This is a genomic window from Bradyrhizobium sp. CB82 (genome assembly GCF_029714405.1).
Taxonomy (GTDB): Bacteria; Pseudomonadota; Alphaproteobacteria; order Rhizobiales; family Xanthobacteraceae; genus Bradyrhizobium.
The window spans coordinates 5,295,650-5,320,154 of sequence record NZ_CP121650.1 but is presented as its reverse complement, the minus strand read 5'-3'; the positions used below and the strand labels follow the sequence as shown (position 1 = coordinate 5,320,154).

The window sequence follows — 24,505 nt, the reverse complement described above, 5'->3', positions numbered from 1 at the left end:
TGGATAACAAGCGGATGCGCTGTCCCAACTGCAATAGTCTCGATACGCAGGTTAAGGACTCGCGTCCGACCGAGGACTCGTCAGTGATCCGCAGGCGGCGCATCTGCGTCGCCTGCAATTTCCGCTTCACCACGTTCGAGCGTGTGCAGCTGCGCGAGCTCACCGTGATCAAGCGCAACGGCCGTCGCGTGCCGTTCGATCGCGACAAGCTGATGCGCTCGGTGCAGATCTCCTTGCGCAAGCGGCCGGTCGAGCCCGAGCGGGTGGAAAAGATGGTTTCTGCCATCGTGCGCGAGCTCGAGACATCAGGCGAAGCCGAGATCTCCTCGGAGGTGATCGGCGAGACCGTGATGGAGCATCTGCGCACGCTCGACGACGTCGCCTATGTCCGCTTCGCCTCGGTCTACCGCAATTTTCGCGAGGCCAAGGATTTTGCCGATGTGCTCGGCGAACTCTCCGGTGAGGAGGAAGCGCGGCTCGCCGCGATACGCAAATGATCTTCCGCATTCTGGAGGATCAGCTCGCGCAGAAGGCGCAGAAGGAAAAAGAATCCAAGGAGGCTGATCGCCGCTTCATGCAGCTTGCGCTGGCGCTTGGCCGGCGCGGGCAGGGACGCACCTGGCCGAACCCCGCCGTCGGTGCCGTCATCGTCAAGGACGGCGTGATCGTCGGCCGCGGCTGGACGCAAGCCGGCGGCCGTCCGCATGCCGAGCCTGAGGCGCTGCGACGCGCGGGCGAGGCGGCCCGCGGCGCGACGCTCTACGTCACGCTCGAACCCTGCTCGCATTTCGGCAAATCGCCGCCTTGCGCGGACGCTGTGATCGCGGCCGGCATCAAGCGCGTAGTCGCGGCGATCGAGGATCCCAATCCGCAAGTCGCAGGACAGGGACACGCGCGCTTGCGCGCCGCCGGAATTGCCGTCGATGTCGGGCTCTGCGTTGCTGAAGCGGCCTACGACCATGCCGGCCATTTCCGCCGCGTCAGAGACCGCCGGCCCCATGTGATCCTGAAGCTTGCGGTCTCGCCCGACGACAAGATCGGTGCGGCCGGCAGCAAGCCGGTCGCGATCACCGGGGAGGCCGCGCGCAACCGCGTGCACCTCCTGCGAGCGCGGAGCGATGCCATCCTGGTCGGCATCGGCACGGTGCTTGCGGACGATCCGCTTTTGACCTGCCGCCTGCCGGGCATGGAAGCACGTTCTCCGGTGCGCATCGTGATGGACCGGAATTTACGCATTCCGGCATCGAGCCAACTCGTTCACTCCGCACGCGAGACGCCGCTGTGGGTGATCGGCTCGGAGCTCGCGGATCCTGTCGCAGCGACGCGGCTCGGCGCAGCCGGCGCCCAGGTCATGCGCATGCCGGCCGGCAGCCGGCCGAGGCTAGATCTTCCCGCGCTGCTGCACGCGCTGGCCGAGAAAGGCATCACCCGGCTGATGGTCGAGGGCGGCAGCCACGTGGCCTCGTCGTTCGTCGCGGCCGATCTGGTGGATGAAATCTGGCTGTTCCGCGGGACGGAAGCCATCGGCGCCGGCGGCGTCGATGCGCTCGATGCATTGCCCTTGTCAAAAATCACGCAGTCGCCCGCCTTCAAGGTTCATGCTAGCGAAACATTCGACGGGGATACTCTCACCATCTACGAGCGCGCTTGAATGTTCACCGGCATTGTCACTGATATCGGCGAGATCGTCGGCCTGACGCCAACGGCGCAGGGCCAGTTGCATCGCTTGCGGATCGCCTGCCGCTACGATCGTGCGACGATCGCCGATGGCGCCTCGATCGCCTGCAACGGCGTCTGCCTGACGGTGGTGGCGTCCGGCGTCGAAGGTGGCAAAAGCTGGTTCGACGTCGACGCCGCTGCGGAGACGCTGGCGCTGACGACGGCCAAGCACTGGAAGATCGGTACGAAGCTCAACCTCGAGCGGGCCCTGAAGATCGGTGACGAGCTGGGCGGCCATATCGTCGCAGGACATGCCGACGGGATTGCGACCCTCGTCAGTCGCGAGGACCTGCCCGACATGGCGCGGTTCGAGCTCAAGACCACGCGGGAGCTCGCGCGCTTCATCGCGACCAAGGGCTCGATCACGCTAGACGGCGTGTCCTTGACCATCAATACGGTCAAGGACGTGACCTTTTCGGTCCTGATCATCCCGCACACCCTCAGCGTCACAACCATCGGTGCCTGGCGCGCCGGGGACGAGGTCAATATCGAGGTCGACCTGATGGCCCGCTATGCGGCGCGGCTGACCGAAATGAAGTGACGGCACGGCCGTCATTTGGCGGCAACGATGTCTTTTGAACTTGGCTTAACCGCTTGCGGCGACTACATAACGCGCCGACCTCAGTAGAACGGATTGAACGATGGCAGACGCGCGGCGCGCACCCCTGAAGGACCAGACCGACATTTCCGGCGCGCGTGCGCTGATTGTCGAGGCGCGCTTCTATGACGACCTCCAGGATGCACTTTTGGAAGGCGCAATCGCCGAGCTGAAGGCGGCCGGCCTCACTCATGACGTGATCACGGTTCCCGGCGCGCTGGAAATCCCCGCAGCCGTGGCCATCGCGGTCGACGCGGCCGCGGGCAACGGGAAGCCCTATGACGCCGTGATCGCGCTCGGCTGCGTGATCCGTGGCGACACCATCCATTTCGAGATCGTCTCGCAGGAGTCCTCGCGCGCCCTGATGGATCTCGCCGTGGCGCGCAAGCTGCCGCTCGGCAACGGCATTCTCACCGTCAACACGGAGGAGCAGGCCTGGGCGCGGGCGCGCGCCAGCGATCTCAACAAGGGCGGCGATGCGGCGCGTGCGGCACTTGCGATGCTGCGCATCAAACGCCGGCTGGCGCGAGCGTGACCATGGCTGACACCAGCAAAAAACAGCCGGGCGGCGTGGAGAAGAAAGCGAACCGGCGCGGCGCCGCACGGCTCGCGGCCGTGCAGGCGCTCTACCAGATGGACATCGCGGGCGCCGGCATCAACGACATTTTCGCCGAGTTCGAGAGCCATTGGCTCGGCAACGAGGTCGAAGGCGACAAATATCTGCCGGCGGAAGCTGCCTTCTTTCGCGACGTCGTCTCGGGCGTCGTGCGCGACCAGAAGAAGCTTGATCCCCTGATCGACGAAGCGCTCTCGAAGGGCTGGCCCCTGAAGCGCATCGAGGCGATTCTGCGCGCGGTGCTGCGGGCAGGGGCCTATGAATTGCAGCATCGCAAGGACGTGCCGGGCCGCGTCGTGGTCTCCGAATATGTCGACGTCGCCAATGCCTTCGTCGATCGCGAGGAGACGGGTATGGTCAACGCGGTGCTCGACCAGATCGGCCGCCATTTTCGCGGCGACGAGTTCGGGCGGTCGTAGTTACACATACCGCTGTCATCGCGCGCGAAAGCGGGTGATCCAGTACGCCGCGGCAGTGGTAATTGTGATCAGGCGTCTCGGCGTACTGGATCGCCCGGTCAAGCCGGGCGATGACAGTTGTGTTTGGGGCTAACGCCGATGGCGAACGCGCAAGACATTTCCGGCGAAGACTCCCTCATCGCGCGCTATTTCAAGCCGCTGGCGACTGATCCCGGCGCGTTCGGGCTGGTCGATGATGCTGCCATCCTGAAATCCTCCGGCGAGGACATCGTCGTCACCACGGACGCCGTGGTCGAAGGCGTGCATTATCTTGCGGACGACCCGCCCGATACCATCGCCCGCAAGGCGTTGCGGGTAAACCTGTCCGACCTTGCGGCGAAGGGCGCCACGCCGGCGGGCTTCGTGCTGACGCTGGCGCTGCGCAGCAAGGACGACGCCTGGCTGAAGCCATTCGCCGACGCGTTGGGCGAGGACGCCAAGAGCTTCGCGTGCCCGCTGCTCGGCGGAGATACGGTCTCCACGCCAGGACCGCAGATGATCTCGATCACAGCCTTCGGCCGCGTGCCGTCTGGGCGGATGATCGGCCGTACAGGAGCCATGGCCGGCGACCGCGTCGTGGTGACCGGCACGATCGGCGATGCCGCGCTCGGCCTCGACGTGCTCAAGGGCGGTGCTGCCGCCAAGGCGCTGGCGTCCGATCCGGCCGCGCGGGATTTCCTGGTCGCACGCTTCCGCATCCCGCAGCCCCGCAACGCGCTGGCGCAGGCCGTGCGCGACTGTGCGAGCGCTGCGATGGATGTCTCTGATGGGCTTGCCGGCGATCTCGCCAAGCTCTGTGCGGCCTCAGGCGTGTCGGCCACGATCGATACGGCGGGCGTGCCGCTGTCGGCGCCGGCCGCCGGCCTTGTTGCGCGTGGCGCCAGCGGGATCGAGGCGCTGCTGTCCGGTGGCGATGACTATGAAATTCTGTGCACTGTTTCTGACGCGCGCTGCGCCGAGCTGATTGCAGCCGGGCGGGCGGCAGGCTTGGCCGTGACCGTCATCGGAACGATAGTGCCGGGAAATGAGGCGCCGCGCTTCCTGGATGGCACGGGCCGGGAACTGGTCCTCGAGCGGCTGTCCTACAGCCACTTCTAGGGATTTCCGCGAAACGGGGGGCTTCGATCTAAATACCTGCCGAGATCGACGATTTTCGCGCCTCCGGCGTTGCACGGGCATGGCGATTTTGGCAAGGTCCCCGCCCATCGGGACTGCTCCTTTTGGGGAGGCGCAGTCCCGCTTTAAGGCGCCACTCCGTCACGACGGGAAAAAATCGGCGCCGGGGGTACATCAAGGATCCGAGGCAAAATTCACATGACAGCATTATGGTTGATAGTGCTCTGCGGAGTGCTCTCTGTCGTCTACGCGATCTGGGCGACGTCTTCGGTATTGGGCGCGGATGCGGGGTCGCCGCGCATGCAGGAAATCGCCGGAGCAGTCCGTGAAGGCGCACAGGCCTACCTGCGACGCCAGTACACGACAATCGGCATCGTCGGCATCGTCATCTTTGCACTGCTTGCCTATTTCCTGGGTATCTATGTCGCCGTCGGCTTTGCCATCGGCGCCATCCTGTCGGGGGCCGCCGGCTTCATCGGCATGAACGTCTCGGTCCGCGCCAATGTGCGCACCGCGCAGGCCGCGACGACGTCGCTTGCAGGCGGTCTCGAACTCGCCTTCAAGGCCGGCGCCATCACCGGCCTTCTCGTGGCGGGCCTCGCGCTGCTCGGCGTGACCCTCTATTTCGGCTTCCTGACCTATTCGCTGAAGCTTGCACCTGACAGCCGCACCGTCGTCGACGCCATGGTGGCGCTCGGCTTCGGCGCCTCGCTGATCTCGATCTTCGCCCGTCTCGGTGGTGGCATCTTCACCAAGGGTGCGGATGTCGGCGGCGACCTTGTCGGCAAGGTCGAGGCCGGCATTCCCGAGGACGATCCGCGTAACCCGGCGACGATCGCCGACAACGTCGGCGACAACGTCGGCGACTGCGCCGGTATGGCCGCCGACCTGTTTGAGACCTACGCGGTGACCGCGGTCGCCACCATGGTTCTGGCGGCGATCTTCTTCGCCAAGACGCCGATCCTCGCCAGCATGATGACGCTGCCGCTCGCGATCGGCGGCATCTGCATCATAACCTCGATCATCGGCACATTCTTCGTGAAGCTCGGGCCGAGCCAGTCGATCATGGGCGCGCTCTACAAGGGCCTGATCGCGACCGGCGTCCTGTCGCTGATCGGCATCGCCGGCGTGATCTACTACCTGATCGGCTTCGGCAAGCTCGAAGGCGTCGACTACACCGGCGCGGCCCTGTTCGAATGCGGCGTGGTCGGCCTCGTCGTCACCGCGCTGATCATCTGGATCACCGAGTACTACACTGGCACCGACTATCGGCCGGTGAAGTCGATCGCTCAGGCCTCGGTGACTGGTCACGGCACCAACGTGATCCAGGGCCTCGCCGTCTCGATGGAAGCGACCGCGCTGCCCGCGATCGTCATCATCGCCGGCATTCTCGTCACCTATAGCCTTGCCGGCCTGTTCGGCATCGCGATCGCGACCGCCACCATGCTGGCGCTCGCCGGCATGATCGTGGCGCTCGACGCGTTCGGCCCGGTGACCGACAACGCCGGCGGCATCGCCGAGATGGCGGGTCTGCCCAAGGAGGTGCGCAAATCGACCGACGCGCTCGACGCGGTCGGCAACACCACCAAGGCGGTGACCAAAGGCTACGCGATCGGCTCCGCCGGTCTCGGTGCGCTGGTGCTGTTCGCGGCCTACAATCAGGACCTCAAGTTCTTCGTCGCGGGGTCCGCGCAGCACGCCTACTTTGCCGGCGTCAATCCGGACTTCTCGCTCAACAATCCCTACGTGGTCGTGGGCCTGCTGTTCGGCGGCCTGCTGCCGTATCTGTTCGGCGCGATGGGCATGACCGCGGTCGGACGTGCGGCCGGCGCGATCGTCGAAGAGGTGCGGCGCCAGTTCCGCGAGAAGCCCGGCATCATGCAGGGCACCGACAAGCCGGACTACGGCAAGGCGGTCGACCTTTTGACCAAGGCGGCGATCAAGGAGATGATCATCCCCTCGCTGCTGCCGGTGCTGTCGCCGATCGTCGTGTACTTCTTGATCTACGCGATCGCGGGCGGCGGTGCGGCCGGCAAGTCGGCGGCATTCTCGGCCGTCGGTGCCATGCTGCTCGGCGTGATCGTGACGGGCCTGTTCGTCGCGATCTCCATGACCTCGGGCGGTGGCGCCTGGGACAACGCCAAGAAGTACATCGAGGACGGCCATTTCGGCGGCAAGGGCTCTGACGCCCACAAGTCCGCCGTGACCGGCGACACCGTTGGGGATCCCTACAAGGATACGGCCGGCCCCGCGGTCAACCCGATGATCAAGATCACCAACATCGTGGCGCTCCTGCTCCTGGCGATCCTCGCGCACTGAGCAGCGAGCTGCGGCTTAAAACAAAACCCCGCGGCGCGTGCCGCGGGGTTTTTTGTTTGGGGGCTGCGCAGGGTGGATTAGCGAAGCGTAATCCACCGCTTCTCGGGCAACATAAAGAGGCGTTACGCTTCGCCAACCTTACTGGGTCACAAACGCTCTAACTCCTCATGCTGAGGAGCTTGCGAAGCAAGCGTCTCGAAGGATGTGGGCCACAGGCGGGGCCTCATGGTTCGAGACGCGTTTCGCGCTCCTCACCATGAGGGTTAGTGACACAGTAAGGCTAACCCGCCCTACGGATCAGTCACTGCGCGTCCATCTGCAAGCCTTCCTTCGCGATGATGCCTGCGAACTTCCTGGCCTCGGCATCGACGAAGTCGGAAAACTGCTGCGGGGTGCCATAGTCGGCGCGGGCGCCCATCGAGGCGATGTTCTTCTTGATGTCCTCGCGGGCGAGCATCGCCTTCACCTGAAGGTTCAGCGCCTCGAGCACTGGTGCGGGCACGCTCTTCGGCAGGAACACGCCGAACCAGGACGACACGTCGAAATTGGCGAGCTCGGGCGCGCTCTCGCGCATGGTCGCAAGTTTGGGCGCGAGCTCGCTGCGCTCCGGCGTGGTGACGCAGAGCCCGTTGAGCGTGCCGTTCTGCACTTGCGGCAGGCTCGGATAGAGGTTGTCGAACAGGATCTGGATATCGCCCGCGAGCGCCGCCTGAAGCGCGGGGCCCGCGCCGCGGAACGGGATGTGCGTCATCTTCAGCCCGGTGAGCTGGAGGAACCAGGCGCCGGTGAGGTGAGGGCTCTGGCCGACGCCGGAGGATGCGTAGCTGAACTTGTCCGGATTGGCCTTGAGGATGGCAATCAGCTCGGCGATCGACTTGATGCCGGTCTTCGGATGCGCCGAGACGATGTTCGGGATCCGGATCATGTTGGAGACCGGCTGGAGTTGGTCGGCCTTGTAGCTGAGGTTCTTGAAGATGCTATAGGCGATCGCGTTGGGACCGGGATTGCCGATCAGGATGGTGTGGCCATCCGCTTTGGCGCGCGCGGCTTCCGCGGTGCCGATGGTGCCGCCGCCGCCCGAGCGGTTCTCCACGATCGCCGACTGGCCCCAGGTGGTTTGCAGATGCGCCGCGAGCAGCCGTCCCATGACGTCTGTCGAGCCGCCGGCGGCCGCCGGCACGATGATGCGGATGTTCTCGGCGGGCTTCCAGTCCGCCAGGCTCGTGCGCGGCAAGATCGCCGCCGTCGACAGGGCTGCCGCGCCGGTCAGCACGCGCCGACGGGAAAACGATCTCCTGATCATGAATTTGCCCCCTGCCTCTTTTGCGGGGAGCGTAGGGAACGCGCTGCACGACCGCAAGCGGCGCGGAGCGGCACGACGTCGCAGCCGAACCTCAGTTGAAGCTGAGCAGCTTGAACAGCGGCGTGAGGTAACTGAGCTCCTGGCCCGAGGTCGGCGTCGTCCGGCTGATGAAGTCGAAAATCTTGCCGTCTTGTAGGCCGTAATTCGCAAGGCGGCGCACGCGCCGGTTCTTGTCGAAGTAGATCGCGATCACGCGTTGGTCGACCACACTCTGGTTCATGAAGGCGACCGGACGCTCGGAGCGCTGCGAGATGTAATAAAATACCTCGCCGTCGAGCGTTGCGACGGTGGAGGGCGTACCCATCACGATCAGCACCTGATCCTGGCTCGCGCCGAGTGGAATCTGCTCGAGTGCGCCCGGCGGCAGGATGTAGCCCTTCTGGAATTGCTCGCCGGTGCAAGCGGCAAGCGCGATGCCGACGAGCGCCGCGGCGGCGACGACGCGCCAGCGCGCGTAATGGCCGCGCGCCTTGGCTCCGCGGTGGCTGGTCTGGCTCGAATTGGTCATTCTCGGAAGGATCCCGTCCCCTTGCGTCGCGCGAGGCGCTGAAGTACCGGGCAGATGCGGCAAGCGCAACCCGCGCGCGCACGCTTGCGGAACCCACAATGCTCTGGCCGTTCAAACACTTCAGGAAACCCCGGCTAGCCCCGCGCGGCACCATTGAGACCATCTATGGCATGATCGTGACGCAGGCGCGAGAACCCATGTTTTACCGGGACTTGGCCGTCCCGGACACGGTTAACGGCCGATTCGACCTGCTTCTCCTGCATTTGTGGCTCCTGCTGCGGCGGCTGCGGGCGGCTTCTGACGGCACCGAGCTCTCGCAGGCGCTGTTCGACCGCTTCTGCGAGGACATGGACGACAATCTGCGGGAGATGGGCATCGGGGATCAGACCGTCCCCAAGCGGATGCGGGCCTTTGGAGAGGCCTTTTATGGCCGGGCCCGGGCCTATGACCAGGCAATGGACGCGGGCGGCGAGGCGCTGGCATTGGCGATCTCCAAGAATATCTTGAGCAAGAACATCTTGAATGGGACGGACAGCGCGCAGGCGCGTAGGCTTGCGGCCTATGCCAGGGCCACGGAGGCTGATCTCGCCCGGACCGACCAGAGCGCGCTGCTGCGCGGTTTATTTGCGTTTCCATCGCCGCCTGGGGAGTATGTGGCGCCATGACCAGATCCAATGCCGGACCCGAGACCGATCCATGGCGCGTGCCCGTGATCGTGGCGCAGATCCCGGACACCGGCCTGCATCGGGAGATCGAGGCATCGAGCCGCGAGCGCGAGGCCATGGCCGAGGTTGCGGGGGTTCGCGAGATCCTCTCCGCCCAGGCCTCTTTCGACATGTCCCCGAAGAGCGGCGGGCGGGTGCATGTCACCGGCAGCGTGCGGGCGCGGATCGGTCAGACCTGTGTGGTGACGCTCGACCCGATCGAGAGCGAGATCGACGAGGAGATCGACCTGATGTTTGCCCCCGAAGCCGAGGCGCGGCGACTGGCCGACCTCATCGAGGAGGGGCATGACAGCGACGGCGCGGAGGCTGCCCCCGAGCCGCCGGAGGCGATCATGGCCGGCGCCATCGATCTCGGCCGGCTGGCGACGGACGCCCTGTTCCTGGGCATCGACCCCTATCCGCGCAAACCGGGCGCGGTGTTCGAGGCGCAGGTGACCGCTCCCGATCCCGAGGATCACCCCTTTGCGGCGTTGAAGGCGCTTCAGGACAAGCCCAAGCGCAAATGAGGGCAAATAACGGTGCGCCGCGGGCGGGCTCGCTTTGCGATGTGCATGAATGGTTTGCCTCGTCAGGTTGAAAGATTGCTCCATCGGCTTGACTTCATGATGTTTTTCTCGCTGGGGCGGGTACGATCCGTGATCGCCCGGGATGTAAAAGTCTGGGGTCAAGAGGTTGTTTCGACGCGGGGAAACGCTATTGTCGCGGCCCGGTCCGGGTGCGGTGTGGCGCCTGGCCGATCGCTGTTGATGATGGCGAACCCATTTCGCGGCCCCGCCAGCTTTTGACCGCACGAGATCAGGTTTCCGGGACTTCTATGCCAAGCAAGGTTCGAATTGCGCTTGACGCCATGGGGGGCGACGTCGGCGCCCCCGTGGTCATTCCCGGTGCTGCCATCTCGCTTGCCCGGCATCCCGATGTCGAATTCCTGCTGGTCGGCGACCGCGCCAAGATCGAGCCGGAGCTCCAGAAGCACCCCTTGCTGAAGGCCGCCTCGAAGGTGATCCACACCGACGTCGCCGTCAGCATGGAGGACAAGCCGAGCCAGGCGCTGCGGCGCGGCCGCAGGACCTCCTCGATGTGGCTAGCGATCGACGCTGTGAAGAAGGGTGACGCGGATGTCGCGATCTCAGCCGGCAACACCGGCGCGCTGATGGCGATGTCACGCTTCCATCTGCGCACGCTGCCCGGCATCGACCGCCCGGCGATCACGGGGATATGGCCTACCAAACGCGGCGAATCCGTCGTGCTCGACCTCGGCGCCACCATCGGCGGCGATGCGCACCATCTGGTGTCGCTGGCGGTCATGGGCGCGGCGATGGCAAGCGTCTTGTTCAACAAGCCGCGCCCCACGGTCGGCCTGCTCAATATCGGGGTCGAGGAGATCAAGGGCCACGAGGAGATCCGCGAGGCCGGCGAAACGCTGCGCGCAATGAACCTGCCGCAGCTCGACTATATCGGCTTCGTCGAGGGAGACGGCATCGGCAAGGGTCTGGCCGACGTGATCGTGACCGAGGGATTCAGTGGCAACATCGCGCTCAAGGCCGCCGAGGGAACCGCGCGCCAGATGGCGGAACTGCTCCGCAACGAAATGCAGCGGAGCTGGATGTCCAAGCTCGGCTATCTTTTCGCCCGCGGCGCCTTTCAGACCCTGCGCGACAAGATGGACCCCAACAAGTCCAATGGTGGGGTTTTCCTCGGATTGAAAGGGGTCGTGGTCAAGAGCCATGGCGGCGTCACTGCCGAAGGCTTTGCCTACGCGATCGATGTTGGCTATGAGATGGTGCATTACGATCTCCTGACCAAGATCAATCAGATGCTCAACCGCGACGGTGGCGCGCTGACTTCAGTGCCGACCGCGCAGGAGGCTGTTTCGTGACCAAAATTCGTTCGGTCGTACTGGGCTGCGGCGCCTATCTGCCGGAGCAGGTTCTGACCAATGCCCAGCTGGCGCAGCGCGTCGACACGTCCGACGACTGGATCGTGCAGCGCACCGGCATTCGCGAGCGCCACGTCGCGGCGGAAGGCGAGTTCACCTCGCATCTGGCGATCAAGGCCGCGCAGGCCGCGCTCGCCAATGCCGGCGTGGACGCGCAGTCGATCGAGCTGATCGTGCTGGCAACCTCGACGCCGGACAACACGTTCCCCGCGACCGCGGTCGCCGTGCAGCATGGGCTCGGCATCACCCATGGCGCGGCCTTCGACCTTCAGGCGGTGTGCTCGGGCTTCGTGTTCGCGCTCGCGACCGCCGACAATTTCTTGCGCACCGGCGCCTACAAGCGCGCGCTCGTCATCGGTGCGGAGACCTTTTCACGCATCCTCGACTGGAACGATCGCGGCACTTGCGTGCTGTTCGGCGACGGGGCCGGCGCGATCGTGCTGGAGGCGCAGGAGCAGCCGGGCAACGCCGCCGCCGACCGCGGCTTGCTGACCACGCATCTGCGCTCCGACGGCCGCCACAAGGCCAAGCTGTTCGTCGATGGCGGTCCGTCCTCGACGCAGACCGTCGGTCACCTGCGCATGGAAGGCCGCGAGGTCTTCAAGCATGCGGTCGGCATGATCACTGACGTGATCGTCGATGCCTTCGAGGCCACCGGCCTCAATGCCGAGAGCATTGACTGGTTCGTGCCGCACCAGGCCAATAAGCGAATTATCGACGCCTCCGCGCATAAGTTGCATATCGCACCGCAGAAGGTGGTGCTCACCGTCGACCGCCACGGCAACACCTCGGCCGCATCGATTCCGCTGGCGCTTTCGGTGGCGCTGAAGGACGGCCGCATCAAGCGCGGCGACCTGGTTCTGCTCGAAGCGATGGGGGGCGGCTTCACCTGGGGCTCCGCGCTCGTGCGCTGGTAGAGCGCGATTGATGAAATTTTGCCGAGATTGCGGGCCATTTTGCCGACTCAAGCACTGCTGAGCGGGTTGACCGTCGTCTCGTAACCTCATAATTTTAGACGACAATTGTTCGCCGTGATGTGGGGCAGGGCGATGACCGAGACTAGTAAAACCGTAACGCGTGTTGATCTCTGCGAGGCCGTCTACCAAAAGGTCGGACTGTCGCGGACGGAATCGTCTGCCTTCGTGGAACTCGTGTTGAAGGAGATCACCGATTGCCTTGAGCGGGGCGAGACGGTGAAACTGTCCTCGTTCGGCTCCTTCATGGTGCGCAAGAAGGGCCAGCGTATCGGCCGCAATCCGAAGACCGGCACGGAAGTGCCGATCTCGCCGCGCCGGGTGATGGTGTTCAAGCCGTCCGCCATCCTGAAGCAGCGGATCAATGCGCAACACAAGGCCAATGGCGACGGTAGCAAGACTCAACCGGAGGCCTAATCGCCTCCCATAAGGAGCCGGCATTTGGACAAGGCGCCGGATGCGTTCCGCACCATCAGCGAAGTAGCGCAGGACCTCGATATCCCGCAGCACGTACTGCGGTTCTGGGAGACCCGCTTCTCCCAGATCAAGCCGATGAAGCGCAGCGGCGGCCGCCGCTACTACCGCCCCGACGACGTCGACCTGCTCAAGGGCATCCGCCGGCTGCTCTACGGCGAGGGCTATACCATCCGCGGCGTGCAGCGGATCCTCAAGGAGCACGGCATCAAGTCCGTCCAGGGGCTCGCCGATTCGTCGGCCGCGGTCTCGTTCGGCGCGATCGAGGATGCGATCGGGCAGAGCCTGATGGAGACCGAGGAGGAACAAGAGGTCCGCGGCGTCGACACCGACGACGACGATTACCAGGGCGAGGAGGAGGAAGGCATCGACTTCCGCTTCGCCGAGATCGACGACGAGGAGGTCCTCACCACCTTCCGCAAGGGCCCGAGCGAGCGCGCCGGCCCGAATCCGGCCGACCGTGAACGGCTGGAACGGGCGCTCCAGGATCTCGTCGCCTGCCGCGAACTGCTCGAGGAGGCCCTGAAGAGCGGCTGAGCGGGCACATTCTGCAATTGCAGAGGATGTTCCCGGCGGTGCGGGCGGTTCACCGCCTTGCGCAAAGCCCTGATCCTAGCTATGGGAACGGCATTCGGAGCGTGGCGCAGCCCGGTTAGCGCACTAGTCTGGGAGACTAGGGGTCGGAGGTTCAAATCCTCTCGCTCCGACCATTTCTAAGCCCTTGCAATTGCAAGAGAAAGATCAGCCGGTTTTTTCGGCGAGAGTCTGCGGCTTGAGCGCCTTGGGCTTTGCTCTTCCCATTTCTTCAAAAAGACGTTTCGCTTCGGTCGGAGAGTTCAACCGGTCAGGATTATCGGCGTAGCCTCCGCTCCACGCGGTGGCCGAATGGCATCGAGATGAAGAACCAGGCGCTGGAAGTTCCGTCGGACGTTCGCGAGTTGGTCGAAAGGACGATCGATCAAACCGAGAAAGCGTTCTCGTTCTTCTTCCAGGCCGCCCAAATGCCTTTTCCTCCGCCCGGAGACCTCGCGCTCGACTTGGCGCAACGGAATGTAGCGACCTCGCTTGAATACGCACGCAAGCTCGCGTGCGCCAAAAACTTGCAAGAAGTGATCGCTCTGCAGGCCGAGTACTTGCGGCTTCAAATCGAACACGCCAGCGAGTTCATGCGCGAGCTTGCGCCGAAGCGTTAGAGCTTACGATAGGTCACATGCCCCGTCGCGAACGGGATGCCTGCTCGCCCGGCGCTACCCCGCACGATGCAAACTCGCTCATCGATCGCATAGAACCAATCGTCAAAATTCAGCTTGAAGGATCTGCCGCCCATTTGCGGCGTGTCCCGCGTGTACTTCCAATGGAATGCGCAACCGGCTTGTTCGCCTATCGCCTCGCCTTCAAGTCGATTTTCCAATCCGGTGTACTTGCCTGCGTCGCCTTTTCGTATCGTCCAATGCAGCGTGTCCGCGTGTCCATCATCGAACGTGTAGGTCTCTATGAACCCCACGGTATCAGTGTCCGTATCGAGTTCGCCGTGGCCGGCTATCGTTGCGCGTTTCAGCAATCCGCCAACCAGACTCTCCAACACTGCCCAGCCTTCGAGCCGCCCGACGAAAAATCGTTCGGGGAGAAACAGCGGCGTTGTGGATCTAAAAGCGTCGATCGCCATCGGTAAGCCCATTCGAAAAAGTGTCTCACGCAACTAAGTCGCTCTCATGGACGAGGTTCCTAATCAGCGCGGAAACATGCTTGGTTCGCTGCGCTCGACGATCCGCAGCACGCTCTTGCAGGCTGGACATTCATACGATCGAATTTCGTACCGCTCCGCGGACGGTTCGCTTCGAATGAATGTGCGTGGCTGGTCGCACGCGGTGCAACGTGGTCCTTCGAGGTATCGATTGCGGTTCATCGCAGAACCCAAATCGCAGCGTCAGGAAAGGAAAGGGCCGCCCGCAATATACCGGGCGGCCACCGAGTCCAATATCAAGCGGCTGATCTCAGCCTCGGCGCAATTACTGTAACCTTGACGCGAGCCTGCAAACGGTTCGGTACCCGACGTTCCCCGTCGAAACACAGCGCGCGTTGCATCTTAACCACACCATGTCCGCATCAAAGTCGTTTCCGGGCGGCCGGTTGCCAACGGACGCCCGTTTCATTTGCCTGCCAAATCCGTTGGGCGCGCGTCGCCGCCCCTGATGCGTGCCCGACGATCTCGTCGTGCAGGAGGTACGCGTTTGCACGCACGCCTCCTGCACGCACGCCTTGATCGAATCCGAGCGCCGCACCGAAGGCTGACGCCTTCATGCAATCTTATGTAAGAAGCGCTGTGCGGTCTCAAGCGTCCGATAGCATGTAGCGAGATTGCAGCCGAACCAGAATGCGTTTGATTTCAATCGGCGGATAGCAGTTTAATTTCCAAGAAAATCTGCAACAATCGAATGCTTGCCTCCGCTTGGGAGACTAGGTGCGCACGTTTCAATTCCTTTTCGCTCCGACCATCTTCAGGACCTTTGGCAGGAGGTCGGCAGAAGCCGGTCCTCGGGACGTTTCCTCCCTTGCGCGGGTGGGCTTTAGGCGCGGCCCTTGATCTCGTAGTGACCCGGCACGCACTTGTAGCGCTCGATGCGCCAGTTAACGCGGTAGATCGGGTGCTCGCCCATCCACTTGGCGAGTTCGGCCTGCGCGCCGACTGCGCACTGCATGAGCGAGATTTCGGGCGTCATGTTGCTGTCTGTGACGATTTCCTCGACGCAACCGCCTGAGGCTGCTGCGCCAAGCCGACAGAGCACGGCCACGACTGTAATAAACATGCGTTTCACCTCTTTGGTTGTTACTCGCCACGAGGAGATGCAAGTGGAGTGCCACGCCGTGTGTCGACCGCGACACGATGGCTTGAGGACTCACCCCGGCTTTCGCCCCATTTGACGATTCGGATTGTAAAAAAAATCCCCTCAATCCGAAGCCGGACAAATACGGGGAACCCACCGCCATGAGCGAATAAGAGCGCTGTGCGCGACGTGAATGTCGCCGCCCTTCAGGTGTCACCCCGGTGCAATATCTGTTCAAGCCTGACGACGAGGCGATGATCGCGCACTTCCGCGCCATGGCTGGACGAGACCGGCATGCCCATCATCATCTACAACGTCGTGCCGTGGTCCTACCTCTCGCCGGCGCTGCTCACGCGGATCATGACCGAGGCGCCGCTGGTGGTCGGCGTCTGCGCGCGCCGATGCCGGAGGCATCGCCCGTGCAGCAGGTTGCGACCCGCAAGGCGCTCGAGGGGCTGGGCATGTCGGGCGGACAGCATTTCCAGGCGGCGGAATAGTGCGTCCGCCGAAATAATTCGTCGTCGTGACGCAGTGCCGGCCTGCTTTACCGCATGCGCGGCGCTGTTACACTTTGCAGCGGCCCCACGCATTGCCCGTGAAGGCCACACCAACAGCGAGGGGGGCCGAGCCCATGAAAGATTTTTCCGGAAAGATCGCCGTCATCACCGGCGGGGGAACGGGGATGGGCCGCGAGCTCGCGCGCCAGCTCGTCGCCGAGGGCTGCAACGTCGCGATGTGCGATGTCTCGGAAGCCGCGATGGCCGAGACCAAGCGGCTCTGCGAGGTCGAGAAGCTGCCCCAGGGCCTGCGCGTCACCAGCCACGTCGCCGACGTCGCGATCGAGGATCACCTCAAGCGCTTTCGCGACGAGCTCGCCGAGCAGCAAAAGACCGACAGGATCCACCTGTTGTTCAACAATGCCGGCATCGGCGGCGGCGGCAGCCTGTTCAGCAACACGCGCGAGCAGTGGGAGCGCACCTTCAATATCTGCTGGGGCGGGGTCTATCTCGGCGTGCGCACCTTCCTGCCGATGCTGGTTGCGGCCGACGAGGCGCACATCATCAACACCGCGAGCGTCAACGGCTTCTGGGCCTCGATCGGCATGGGGCAGGCGCACACGGCCTACAGCTCGGCGAAATTCGCAGTGAAGGGGTTTACGGAAGCGCTGATCAACGATCTCCGCCTGCACGCGCCGCATGTCAAATGCTCGGTCGTGATGCCCGGTCACGTCGGCACTTCGATCATCTCCAACTCGCGCAAGGTGCAGAGCGGGGACGGCTCCGAGCGCCTCAATGCCGACGAGGTCGTGCTGACCCGCAAGCGCATGGTCGCGGCCGGCGTGCCGGATGCCGACAAGATGTCGGACGAGGACGTCCAGGCGGCCTTCGCCGAGCGCGCCCGCAGCTTTCGCGAGGATGCGCCGACGACGGCCGCGCAGGCCGCGAAGATCATCCTCGACGGCGTCAAGGCCGAGAGGTGGCGCATCCTGGTCGGCGAGGACGCCGTGCGCCTCGATCAGCGCGTGCGCGCCACGCCGGAAGAGGCCTATGAGCGCGCCTTCTATGAGAACTTTGCGCAGGAGGTCGGCTGGCGGCTGGGGTGAGGGCGCTTCGGCGTTCTCCATCGGGCGGCGGTAGCGAGGGGGCGGGATACGCGCCCCGATCTCGTCATTGCGAGCGCAGCGAAGCAATCCAGAATCCCGCCGCGGTGCGCCTGGATCGCTTCGCTGCGCTCGCCATGACGGAGCATGGGCGCAGGGATCGCTCTGAGATCGAGTGACACGTATCCGGAGTTGTGCGCGGACTGAGGCGATGATGCCGGATTGCGCTTCCGCTGAATCCGACGCTCGTGAAGATGCGGGTGGCGGCGGTCGCGATGGCGAAGCAATGGACAGTCACCCAGGGGATATCACGCGCTCATTCAAGCGATCTTGATCGCCAGGCATGTCATTGCGACGCCGTTTCGGCCGCCGGTAACTTGGTAGCCGGATCAAAATAAGTTATTCGGTCAATTGTTGAAGATAGCAAATGAAGCTTGCATGATCCCCGCCTGCCTTCCCGACGATTGGGCTTTCTGGCCGGAGCGGGAGGACCTGTCCGCCGAATTCATGCGATTGCTCACGGTTGCCCAGCAGGGCGGGGCGACGATCGCCGAATGCCTCCTGATCGCGCGACGGATCAGGCGCGGCGACGAGCTATCCTGGCACCGCGAATGGCTGGCGCTAGCGCAGACCAATCGCGAGCGCGGCGAGGCGGCGTTCGCCGGTGGCCATATCGCCACTGCCCAGCGCAACTGGCTTCGCGCCGTCAGCTACTACAATGCCGCGGCACTTCCGCTCGAGCCTGCGGACCCGCGACGCACTGACGCGGTCCTGGCGATGCAGGGCTGCGCGCGCAGCTTCCTCAAGGTGAGCAGCCCCGCAGGCGAGGTCGTCACACTGCCGTGGCTGAACGGTCATTCGCTCCAGGGCTACTTCCTGCCGGTGCGATCCACGGGCCGGCCGGCGGCGACGGTGGTCTGCATCGGCGAGCCCGGGCATCGCAAGGAGGAGTTCTTGATCAAGCTCGCGCCGTTCGCGCGCGAGCGCGGTCTGTCGATGCTGGCGATCGATCTTTTGGGCGAGCGCTGCGACGATGACCTCGACTGGATCCTGCGCCGGCGCGATCTCGAGACGTCGATCACCGCGATCATGGACTATCTGTCGTCGCGCGCCGACGTCGACTTTGGCCGCGTCGCGATCCTCGCGGACGGCTGGGGCTCCTCGTTCGTGGCCCGCGCGATCGTGCACGAGCCGCGGCTCGCGGCGGCGGTGTGTGACGGCGGGCTGTGGGATCTGCACGAGCGCGCTTTCCTCGCCAACCGTATCATGCTGCACGATGCCGGTCTGGTCCCCGGGCCTGAGGCCACCCTGATCGCCCGCGACATCGATTGTCCGGTGCTGATCACGCTCGGTGATGACGGCTGGCTGAAGTCGGACCGCGCGCGGCAGATGGTGCAGCAGGTGCGGTCCGCTCGGCCGGACGTGACGCTTCGAGTGTTCACGGCTGAGGAGACCGCCGCGGCGCAGTCGCATGCCGACAACCCGAGCCTCGCCAACGAGTATATCTTCGACTGGCTGGCGTCGCGGCTCGGCGCGGTGCCGGCCTAGAGCGGTTCTCTCCACATTAGGAGTCTTGATGGCGGCGAGACCCTCACCCCAGCCGTCTCCCGCACGCGGGAGAGGGAGCGCACCTCCGACGCGGCGACAATCAAGCCCGATCCCACCGCGCTCTGAGGTGTCAGAAATCCAGCGCGACCCTTACGCAGGCCTTCTCGAGGCGGTTCTTGACGGTGGCGAGCTTCTCGGTGAACGCGGTCAGTTCGTCCTGGTCGAACTCCTCGAACACGTATTCCCGGATCGCCTTGTACTGCTCGGCGAGGCTTGCAAGGTGCTTCTGCGTCTTGTCGGTGAGCGACAGCCGCACCACCCGCGCGTCGGTTGGGGAGGGCTTGCGGCGCAGCAGGCCCTTCTTCTCCAAGAGCTTCGACTGGGTCGTGATGAAGGACGGGTCGACGTGAAGCAGCTTGGACACCACGTTGACGGGAACGCCGTCGTCCTTGTCGAGGTCGGAGATCGCCATCAGGATCATCCATTGGGGACCCGAGATGCCGAGGGTGCGGGCCCAGAACTGGCGCAGTTCCTCGAGATAGTTGTTGATCGAGGAGATCTCCCAGGTGAAGCACTTGATGATGTCCAGATGTCCGACGGCGCGATGCCGCGCTCCGTCCTTTCTCGTCGCGGACACGGCTTCCCTCCCTGGTTTGATTCTTGTCACCGGCGCCATGGCCCGCCTATTGTTGACGCAAGTCTGCCCTGACGCAAGTGAACAGAGCAGGGTAATTACGTCACGCATATTACACAAATGACGTGGTCAGCCTTTGCAGGCGGGCGGCGGTCGGTGTTGCGCCCGGGTCACAGCATCGGCGCAATCAGTTAGCTGATCTGATAAACTATTTTGATTAGAGAAGTCACGCATGCATATTCGTTCCCGACGGTTCAAGGGATTCCTCGGCCGTCCCGTTGCAGGTGGTTCGCTCAGGTTGCCCGCGCGAAGGCGCGCGTGTCCGAAGGCGTGAAGAGGCCGAGCGGGGTTTAAGGAGGCGGGGATCGGGGCTGATGGCCTGCCTCGCCAAGAATGAGCAACTTGGAGATTGAATATGAAATTGGTGAAGAGCCTCTTGCTCGGCTCTGCGGCGGGTCTGATCGCCGTGGGCGGGGCACAGGCAGCCGATCTTCCCGTGAAGGCCAAGGCGGTCGAATACGTGAAGATCTGCTCGCTCTACGGCGCCGGCTTCTACTACATGCCTGGCACCGACACCTGCATCAAGTTCGGTGGCTACCTTCGTGCCGACGCTACGGTTGGTGCAGGCGACTATTCCTTTCAGGCAGGCGCGAACCAGGGTTCGAACAACCGTCTGACCAACTACTGGTTCAGCCGCGCTCGTATGGACTTCACCGTCGATACCCGCACGGCGACCGAGTACGGCGTTGTGCGCACCTACGCCGATATGGTCTTCACCTGGACGTCTAATGCGGTCACCGGCAGCAACCCGTCGGCGCAAGGGAGCTCCGACGGCTCCGCCTCGCTCGGCCTCTACCATGCGTTCATTCAGTTCGCCGGCTTCACCTTCGGCCGCACGGTCTCGATCTTCGACGCTCCGTGGCAGAGCTATCCGGCTGGCGGTCCCGACACCATTCCGGGCGGCAGCAACCACGTCAACGGCGTGAATCAGGTTGCTTATACGGCCGACTTCGGCCAGGGCATCACCGCTTCGCTGGCGTTGCAGGATGAAACGACGGCGTCAAACGGCCAGTCGAACCTCTGGAACGTTTCGTCGGGTACCGCCGCTCAGTTCGTGACGGGCGTCTACGGTGCCAACGATTGGGGTGGCACGCGTTCTCCCGACATCATCGGTGCGGTTCGCGTCGACCAGGCCTGGGGTCTGGCGCAGATCTCGGTTGCCGCGCATGACATCCATTCCGCTTACTACGGCGCGACTGAGGTGACCGGTCACCCTGGCGACAAGTGGGGCTGGGCGATCCAGGGTTCGTTGTCGATCAAGAACATCCCGACGGGTCCTGGCGACAACATCAATCTCCAGGCCGTCTACACGGATGGTGCAAGCCGCTACAACTTCCAGAGCCTGTTCCCGCAGAGCTTCTTCATGTTCAGCGGTTCTGGCACTGGCGCGTACCAGAGCACTGGTTTCGCCGGCATTGCTGACGGTGTCTTCGGCACCGGTACCGGCATCGACACCGTCAAGACCTGGGGCTTCCGCGGTGGCTATACCCACAACTGGAACCCGAACTGGGCGAGCGCCATCTACGGTGGCTATGCCCAGCTGAGGTACGGCGACACGGGCAAGGCGCTGATCTGCACCAACTTCGCTACGATCGCCGTCGCCGGTTCGACCTGTAACCCGGACTTCAACTTCGCGGTCGTCGGTGTCAACACCGTGTGGACCCCGGTCAAGAACCTGGCCTTCACGGCTGACGTGAACTGGACGCATCTGGACCAGAAGTATTCCGGCGCCATCAACAGCCCGGGCATTGCTGCCGCTGCCAAGCCGGCTGCCGTGTATGAGCTGAAGGACCAGAACTCGGTCAGCATGCTCCTCCGCGCTCAGCGCAACTTCTAAGATCGATCTCTTGACCGATCACGGGACCCCGGCGGGCAATCGCCGGGGTTTTGCTTGGCCGTTGTTCTTGGCCGTTTTTCCTGGTGGTTTTCTCGGCGGCCGGTTTTCGCAAATGAGGTCCTACGCAAAAAACGAAGAAGAGCCATGCGATTCATTCGCCGAATATTTATTTGCTTACTTGATCTACTCAGCTATATTCCGAGGAGCCGAAAAGTTAGACTACGGCTCCTGGCTTGATGCTAGGCCTCCAGAACCTCCGGCAGTGCCCTGCCGGAGGTTTTTTGTGACCCTTCGTCAGCCGCGCATGATGCGTGCGCGCGCGTTCGGCCGGTAGGCGAGGCGCGCGTGGCCCGTGCAATAGGGCTGGCCGTCGGGCGAGGCGTTGCCGCAGAAGCAGAAGTCATCCGCACCCGGTGTCGAGATCGGCCAGCGGCAGCGGTTCTCTGACAATTCGAGCAGCGAGCAGCGGTTGGTCTCGTCGATCGGCGCCTGCGCGAGCGGCGTTTCGGCCTCGTCATAGATCGCGTCGAGCATTTCATATTGGAGCCGGCGAAGGGTCCTCAGGGCCCGCGCGGTGCTCTTCTCCACGCGCTGCTCTTCCCGCTTCGGGCCGCGGGTCAAATTGAGGCGGCTGAGCTTGCCGATGACGGCGTTGCGGCTGACGCCGATATCGGCGGCGATCTCGCGGCAGGACAGGCCGGCGTGAAAATGGCTTTTCAGAAGTTCGATGCGCTCGTTGGTCCAGGTCGCAGCGGAAGTCGGTGAAGTAGCAGGCATGTTGTGACGGTCCCAGGTTCTAAAATCGACCACGCCGTCCGAAACCGTCCGCCTTGCGCGTCCTTGAGCCTCACGTCCTGCCATTGTCGCGAATCGACAAGAGTCCGTCCTTGATGGCCAGACGGATGCCTTCCTCGATCAATGTCCGCGCGACGCCGGGAACGCTGGTGCCGTGGGTGCCCTGTCTCACCAGTTTTTCGAGATACGTGATGGTCGAGAGCGCCAAGGTTACGGGAATGCGGTCAGTCTCGGCTTTTTCGGTGGCCATGACGCAAACGCTAGCCTCTTACTCGGGTACATAAAAGTAACGTTTAAGAGTCTATTTAGGTTTGACCGGGGAAGTCAAATCCCGATCAAACCGTGCTTCAGGCCTTTGGAATCGCTAGGAAATTCGGCGCAAAGCGGCGCGCCGCGCGGCTTTCACCGGCGGCGGAGGTCGGTCTGCGAGAGAAGGAAGGCGGCGTCAGCTAGCCGTGCACGAGTGATTTCTCGATCATGCAATGGATGCCTTTTGAGCCGTTGACGGTCTGCGTCACCCGCAGATCCGCAGCCAGGCTGCACAGCGTATAGGCGTCCTCGCGCGACAGGTTTCGCTTCTCGCCCAGGAGCGCGATCATGTCGCGCAGCGCGCGCACCACGCATTGGTCGAGGTCCGGATCCATCGCCATGGTCATGTAGTGCGAGGCCGTCTCGGCGCGCGGGTAGGCAAGCTGCAGGTCCTTGCGCAGCGTGAGGCGGAAGCGGCCTTGCAGCGCGGTCTCGATCGCGGTGACGCAGACCTCGCCGTCGCCCTGCACGCCATGACCGTCGCCGCACGAGAACAGCGCGCCCGGCACGAACACCGGCAAATAAAGCGTGGCGCCAGCACCGAGCTCCTTGTTGTCGAGATTGCCGCCGATCGCGCGCGGGATCAGCGAGGAGATGCGGCCCCAGGCTGGCGGCGGCGCGACGCCCATCACGCCGAAGAACGGTTTGAGCGGCAGGTCGAGGCCCCAGGGCAGGCGGCCGACCATCCGTGTCAGATCGAGCGGGATGTTGAGGATGCGCGTCTCGTGGAAATCGTCGGGCAGGGTGCCCGAGAGTGGCTTGATCAGATTGTAGCCCCAATCCTGCCGCGGCTTGACGTCGAGGATCTCGACCGCGAGCACGTCGCCGGGCTCGGCGCCGTTGACCGCGATCGGGCCGGTGAGAATGTGGCCGGGCAACATGCGTTCGCTCTTTGCATGGACGTCGAAGAGCTCGGGCGGAATATGAAACTGCTTGCGGTCGGGCAACACGTCCGGTCCGCCGCTGAGGGTATCGACCGTCAACTCGTCACCGCTCTCGATACTAAGGACCGGCTTCAGATTCGCCTCGAAGAAGCCCCAATGGCAGGTTTCGGGGCTGGACTTGAGGTGATGATGGGTCATTGGACTGGTCCGGTGGTTTGCGGTCGTTTTCATCAGGACTCGTCACTGTCGGGCTTGACCCGGCAATCCATCCTCTTTCAAGAAGATTTCTGAAGATCGACCGGCCCGTCAAGGTCCGCGCATCGATAGGCTCGATGATCCCAAAGCGAGGCTCCCCTGTTGTTCGTCCTGTCCAAGACGCTCGGCGTCGCGTTGCTGCCGATCAACTTCCTGGTCGAACTCGGCATTCTCTCGCTCATTCTGATGGTGACGCGGTTTGCGAAAGTCGGCCGCAGGCTTGCGGTGGCCGTGCTGGTTCTGCTTGCGCTGGTGGCGTTTTCGCCGCTCGGCAAGCTCCTGCTTTATCCCCTGGAGTCGCGCTTTCCGCAGTGGGATGCATCGCGCGGTGCGCCCGTCGGCATCATTGTGCTCGGCGGCTCCGTCGACCCTGACCTGTCGGCGGCGCATCATACACCTGTCGTCGCTCATGCGGCCGACCGCATGCTGGTGCCAGCTGCGCTCGCCCGGCGCTACCCGAATGCCAGCATCGTCTTCACTGGCGGTACCGCCAATCTGATCTCCACCGAGGCCAAGGAGGCCGACTACGTCGCGCCGATCCTGGAGAATCTCGGGATCGCCAAGGAGCGTCTGATCGTGGAGCGCAACTCGCGCAACACCTACGAGAACGCGATCTTCACCAAACAGCTGGTCGCGCCGAAGCCGGGCGAGCGCTGGCTGCTTGTGACATCGGCGTACCATATGCCGCGCTCGATGGGGATCTTCCGCAAGGCCGGGTTTGACGTCGAGGCCTATCCCGTGGACTTTCGGATGGGCGGCCGCGAGGACCTCTTCACCTTCACCAATATTGGCACCGAGGGGCTCGTCCGAACCGACCTCGCGATGCGCGAATGGATCGGACTTCTTGCCTACCGCCTGATGGGCCGGATGGGCGAGTTGCTTCCCGGGCCTGCCAAGGACTAGAACGGACGACAAGAGCGTCGGCGCGGGATCGCCGCGCCCCCGGGGAGGA

At 63.9% G+C, this 24,505-nt stretch carries 27 protein-coding genes and 1 tRNA gene; 20 read left to right on the top strand and 8 right to left on the bottom strand.

Annotation, left to right across the window (positions count from 1 at the left end):
- Nucleotides 1-14 precede the first annotated feature (14 nt).
- From nrdR to QA640_RS25925, 7 genes are all read left to right on the top strand, one after another.
- Nucleotides 15-497, top strand: a complete 483-nt coding sequence (nrdR, locus tag QA640_RS25955; protein ID WP_283035759.1) for a transcriptional regulator NrdR — start codon at nucleotides 15-17, stop codon at nucleotides 495-497.
- A complete protein-coding gene (gene ribD / locus QA640_RS25950; protein ID WP_283035758.1) occupies nucleotides 494-1,651 on the top strand; it encodes a bifunctional diaminohydroxyphosphoribosylaminopyrimidine deaminase/5-amino-6-(5-phosphoribosylamino)uracil reductase RibD in 1,158 nt (385 codons plus the stop codon). Before nrdR ends, ribD begins: the two co-directional genes overlap by 4 nt.
- A complete protein-coding gene (locus tag QA640_RS25945; protein ID WP_283035757.1) occupies nucleotides 1,652-2,260 on the top strand; it encodes a riboflavin synthase in 609 nt (202 codons plus the stop codon). It begins immediately after the preceding gene.
- A gap of 100 nt (nucleotides 2,261-2,360) precedes the next feature.
- Nucleotides 2,361-2,852 (top strand): 6,7-dimethyl-8-ribityllumazine synthase, encoded by a 492-nt coding sequence (gene ribH / locus QA640_RS25940; RefSeq protein ID WP_283035756.1) that lies wholly within the window; start codon nucleotides 2,361-2,363, stop codon nucleotides 2,850-2,852.
- Nucleotides 2,853-2,854: 2 nt separating this feature from the next.
- On the top strand, nucleotides 2,855-3,352 hold the full coding sequence (nusB, locus tag QA640_RS25935; RefSeq protein WP_283035755.1) for a transcription antitermination factor NusB: 498 nt from the start codon (nucleotides 2,855-2,857) through the stop codon (nucleotides 3,350-3,352).
- A 138-nt stretch (nucleotides 3,353-3,490) separates the two neighbouring features.
- A complete protein-coding gene (gene thiL, locus QA640_RS25930) occupies nucleotides 3,491-4,489 on the top strand; it encodes a thiamine-phosphate kinase (RefSeq protein ID WP_283035754.1) in 999 nt (332 codons plus the stop codon).
- A 216-nt stretch (nucleotides 4,490-4,705) separates the two neighbouring features.
- Nucleotides 4,706-6,826, top strand: coding sequence for a sodium-translocating pyrophosphatase (locus QA640_RS25925; RefSeq protein WP_283035753.1), 2,121 nt, complete (start codon nucleotides 4,706-4,708; stop codon nucleotides 6,824-6,826).
- 301 nt (nucleotides 6,827-7,127) lie between these two features.
- Here the strand turns inward: QA640_RS25925 and QA640_RS25920 are convergent, their stop codons facing one another.
- Together QA640_RS25920 and QA640_RS25915 are read right to left on the bottom strand one after the other, a co-directional pair.
- Nucleotides 7,128-8,129 (bottom strand): tripartite tricarboxylate transporter substrate binding protein, encoded by a 1,002-nt coding sequence (locus tag QA640_RS25920; RefSeq protein ID WP_283035752.1) that lies wholly within the window; start codon nucleotides 8,127-8,129, stop codon nucleotides 7,128-7,130.
- 91 nt (nucleotides 8,130-8,220) lie between these two features.
- Nucleotides 8,221-8,697, bottom strand: a complete 477-nt coding sequence (locus QA640_RS25915) for an outer membrane protein assembly factor BamE (RefSeq protein ID WP_283035751.1) — start codon at nucleotides 8,695-8,697, stop codon at nucleotides 8,221-8,223.
- Between the two features lie 98 nt (nucleotides 8,698-8,795).
- Between QA640_RS25915 and QA640_RS25910 the strand changes: the two genes are divergently transcribed.
- From QA640_RS25910 to QA640_RS25875, 8 genes are all read left to right on the top strand, one after another.
- On the top strand, nucleotides 8,796-9,362 hold the full coding sequence (locus tag QA640_RS25910; protein ID WP_283035750.1) for a ubiquinol-cytochrome C chaperone family protein: 567 nt from the start codon (nucleotides 8,796-8,798) through the stop codon (nucleotides 9,360-9,362).
- A complete protein-coding gene (locus tag QA640_RS25905) occupies nucleotides 9,359-9,928 on the top strand; it encodes a DUF177 domain-containing protein (RefSeq protein ID WP_283035749.1) in 570 nt (189 codons plus the stop codon). Before QA640_RS25910 ends, QA640_RS25905 begins: the two co-directional genes overlap by 4 nt.
- A 308-nt stretch (nucleotides 9,929-10,236) precedes the next feature.
- On the top strand, nucleotides 10,237-11,298 hold the full coding sequence (plsX, locus tag QA640_RS25900; protein ID WP_283035748.1) for a phosphate acyltransferase PlsX: 1,062 nt from the start codon (nucleotides 10,237-10,239) through the stop codon (nucleotides 11,296-11,298).
- Nucleotides 11,295-12,275 carry a beta-ketoacyl-ACP synthase III gene (locus tag QA640_RS25895; protein ID WP_283035747.1) on the top strand — a complete coding sequence of 327 codons (981 nt, stop codon included), beginning with the start codon at nucleotides 11,295-11,297 and terminating at the stop codon, nucleotides 12,273-12,275. The genes plsX and QA640_RS25895 overlap by 4 nt, the downstream gene beginning before the upstream one ends.
- A gap of 132 nt (nucleotides 12,276-12,407) precedes the next feature.
- Nucleotides 12,408-12,749, top strand: coding sequence for an integration host factor subunit alpha (locus tag QA640_RS25890; RefSeq protein WP_283035746.1), 342 nt, complete (start codon nucleotides 12,408-12,410; stop codon nucleotides 12,747-12,749).
- Between the two features lie 24 nt (nucleotides 12,750-12,773).
- The gene (locus QA640_RS25885) at nucleotides 12,774-13,343 is read left to right on the top strand and encodes a MerR family transcriptional regulator (RefSeq protein WP_283035745.1); all 570 of its coding nucleotides are present in this window, start codon (nucleotides 12,774-12,776) and stop codon (nucleotides 13,341-13,343) included.
- A 95-nt stretch (nucleotides 13,344-13,438) separates the two neighbouring features.
- Nucleotides 13,439-13,516: transfer RNA gene (locus tag QA640_RS25880), tRNA-Pro, on the top strand.
- 186 nt (nucleotides 13,517-13,702) lie between these two features.
- On the top strand, nucleotides 13,703-13,999 hold the full coding sequence (locus QA640_RS25875; RefSeq protein ID WP_283035744.1) for a phasin family protein: 297 nt from the start codon (nucleotides 13,703-13,705) through the stop codon (nucleotides 13,997-13,999).
- Here the strand turns inward: QA640_RS25875 and QA640_RS25870 are convergent.
- Nucleotides 13,996-14,472, bottom strand: a complete 477-nt coding sequence (locus QA640_RS25870; RefSeq protein ID WP_283042889.1) for a DUF3833 family protein — start codon at nucleotides 14,470-14,472, stop codon at nucleotides 13,996-13,998. The genes QA640_RS25875 and QA640_RS25870 overlap by 4 nt on opposite strands.
- A gap of 901 nt (nucleotides 14,473-15,373) precedes the next feature.
- Nucleotides 15,374-15,613, bottom strand: coding sequence for a hypothetical protein (locus QA640_RS25865; protein ID WP_283035743.1), 240 nt, complete (start codon nucleotides 15,611-15,613; stop codon nucleotides 15,374-15,376).
- A gap of 239 nt (nucleotides 15,614-15,852) precedes the next feature.
- On the opposite strand from QA640_RS25865, the gene QA640_RS25860 reads away from it, so the two are divergent.
- The 3 genes from QA640_RS25860 (at nucleotide 15,853) to QA640_RS25850 (ending at nucleotide 18,779) form a co-directional block, all read left to right on the top strand.
- Nucleotides 15,853-16,128 carry a hypothetical protein gene (locus tag QA640_RS25860; RefSeq protein WP_283035742.1) on the top strand — a complete coding sequence of 92 codons (276 nt, stop codon included), beginning with the start codon at nucleotides 15,853-15,855 and terminating at the stop codon, nucleotides 16,126-16,128.
- Nucleotides 16,129-16,262: 134 nt separating this feature from the next.
- Nucleotides 16,263-17,234, top strand: coding sequence for an SDR family NAD(P)-dependent oxidoreductase (locus tag QA640_RS25855; RefSeq protein ID WP_283035741.1), 972 nt, complete (start codon nucleotides 16,263-16,265; stop codon nucleotides 17,232-17,234).
- Nucleotides 17,235-17,669: 435 nt separating this feature from the next.
- Nucleotides 17,670-18,779, top strand: a complete 1,110-nt coding sequence (locus QA640_RS25850) for an alpha/beta hydrolase (RefSeq protein ID WP_283035740.1) — start codon at nucleotides 17,670-17,672, stop codon at nucleotides 18,777-18,779.
- 130 nt (nucleotides 18,780-18,909) lie between these two features.
- Here QA640_RS25850 and QA640_RS25845 read toward each other — a convergent pair whose 3' ends face one another.
- A complete protein-coding gene (locus QA640_RS25845; protein ID WP_283035739.1) occupies nucleotides 18,910-19,416 on the bottom strand; it encodes a MarR family transcriptional regulator in 507 nt (168 codons plus the stop codon).
- A 412-nt stretch (nucleotides 19,417-19,828) separates the two neighbouring features.
- Between QA640_RS25845 and QA640_RS25840 the strand changes: the two genes are divergently transcribed.
- Nucleotides 19,829-21,310, top strand: a complete 1,482-nt coding sequence (locus QA640_RS25840) for a porin (protein WP_283035738.1) — start codon at nucleotides 19,829-19,831, stop codon at nucleotides 21,308-21,310.
- A 294-nt stretch (nucleotides 21,311-21,604) separates the two neighbouring features.
- On the opposite strand, the gene QA640_RS25835 is transcribed toward QA640_RS25840, so the two are convergent.
- From QA640_RS25835 to QA640_RS25825, 3 genes are all read right to left on the bottom strand, one after another.
- Nucleotides 21,605-22,087: a GcrA family cell cycle regulator gene (locus tag QA640_RS25835; RefSeq protein WP_283035737.1), complete on the bottom strand. Its 483-nt coding sequence runs from the start codon at nucleotides 22,085-22,087 to the stop codon at nucleotides 21,605-21,607.
- Nucleotides 22,088-22,157: 70 nt separating this feature from the next.
- Nucleotides 22,158-22,355: a hypothetical protein gene (locus tag QA640_RS25830; protein WP_007603456.1), complete on the bottom strand. Its 198-nt coding sequence runs from the start codon at nucleotides 22,353-22,355 to the stop codon at nucleotides 22,158-22,160.
- Nucleotides 22,356-22,554: 199 nt separating this feature from the next.
- Nucleotides 22,555-23,496, bottom strand: coding sequence for an acetamidase/formamidase family protein (locus QA640_RS25825; RefSeq protein ID WP_283042888.1), 942 nt, complete (start codon nucleotides 23,494-23,496; stop codon nucleotides 22,555-22,557).
- Nucleotides 23,497-23,652: 156 nt separating this feature from the next.
- Between QA640_RS25825 and QA640_RS25820 the strand changes: the two genes are divergently transcribed.
- Nucleotides 23,653-24,456, top strand: a complete 804-nt coding sequence (locus QA640_RS25820; RefSeq protein ID WP_283042887.1) for a YdcF family protein — start codon at nucleotides 23,653-23,655, stop codon at nucleotides 24,454-24,456.
- Nucleotides 24,457-24,505 lie beyond the last annotated feature (49 nt).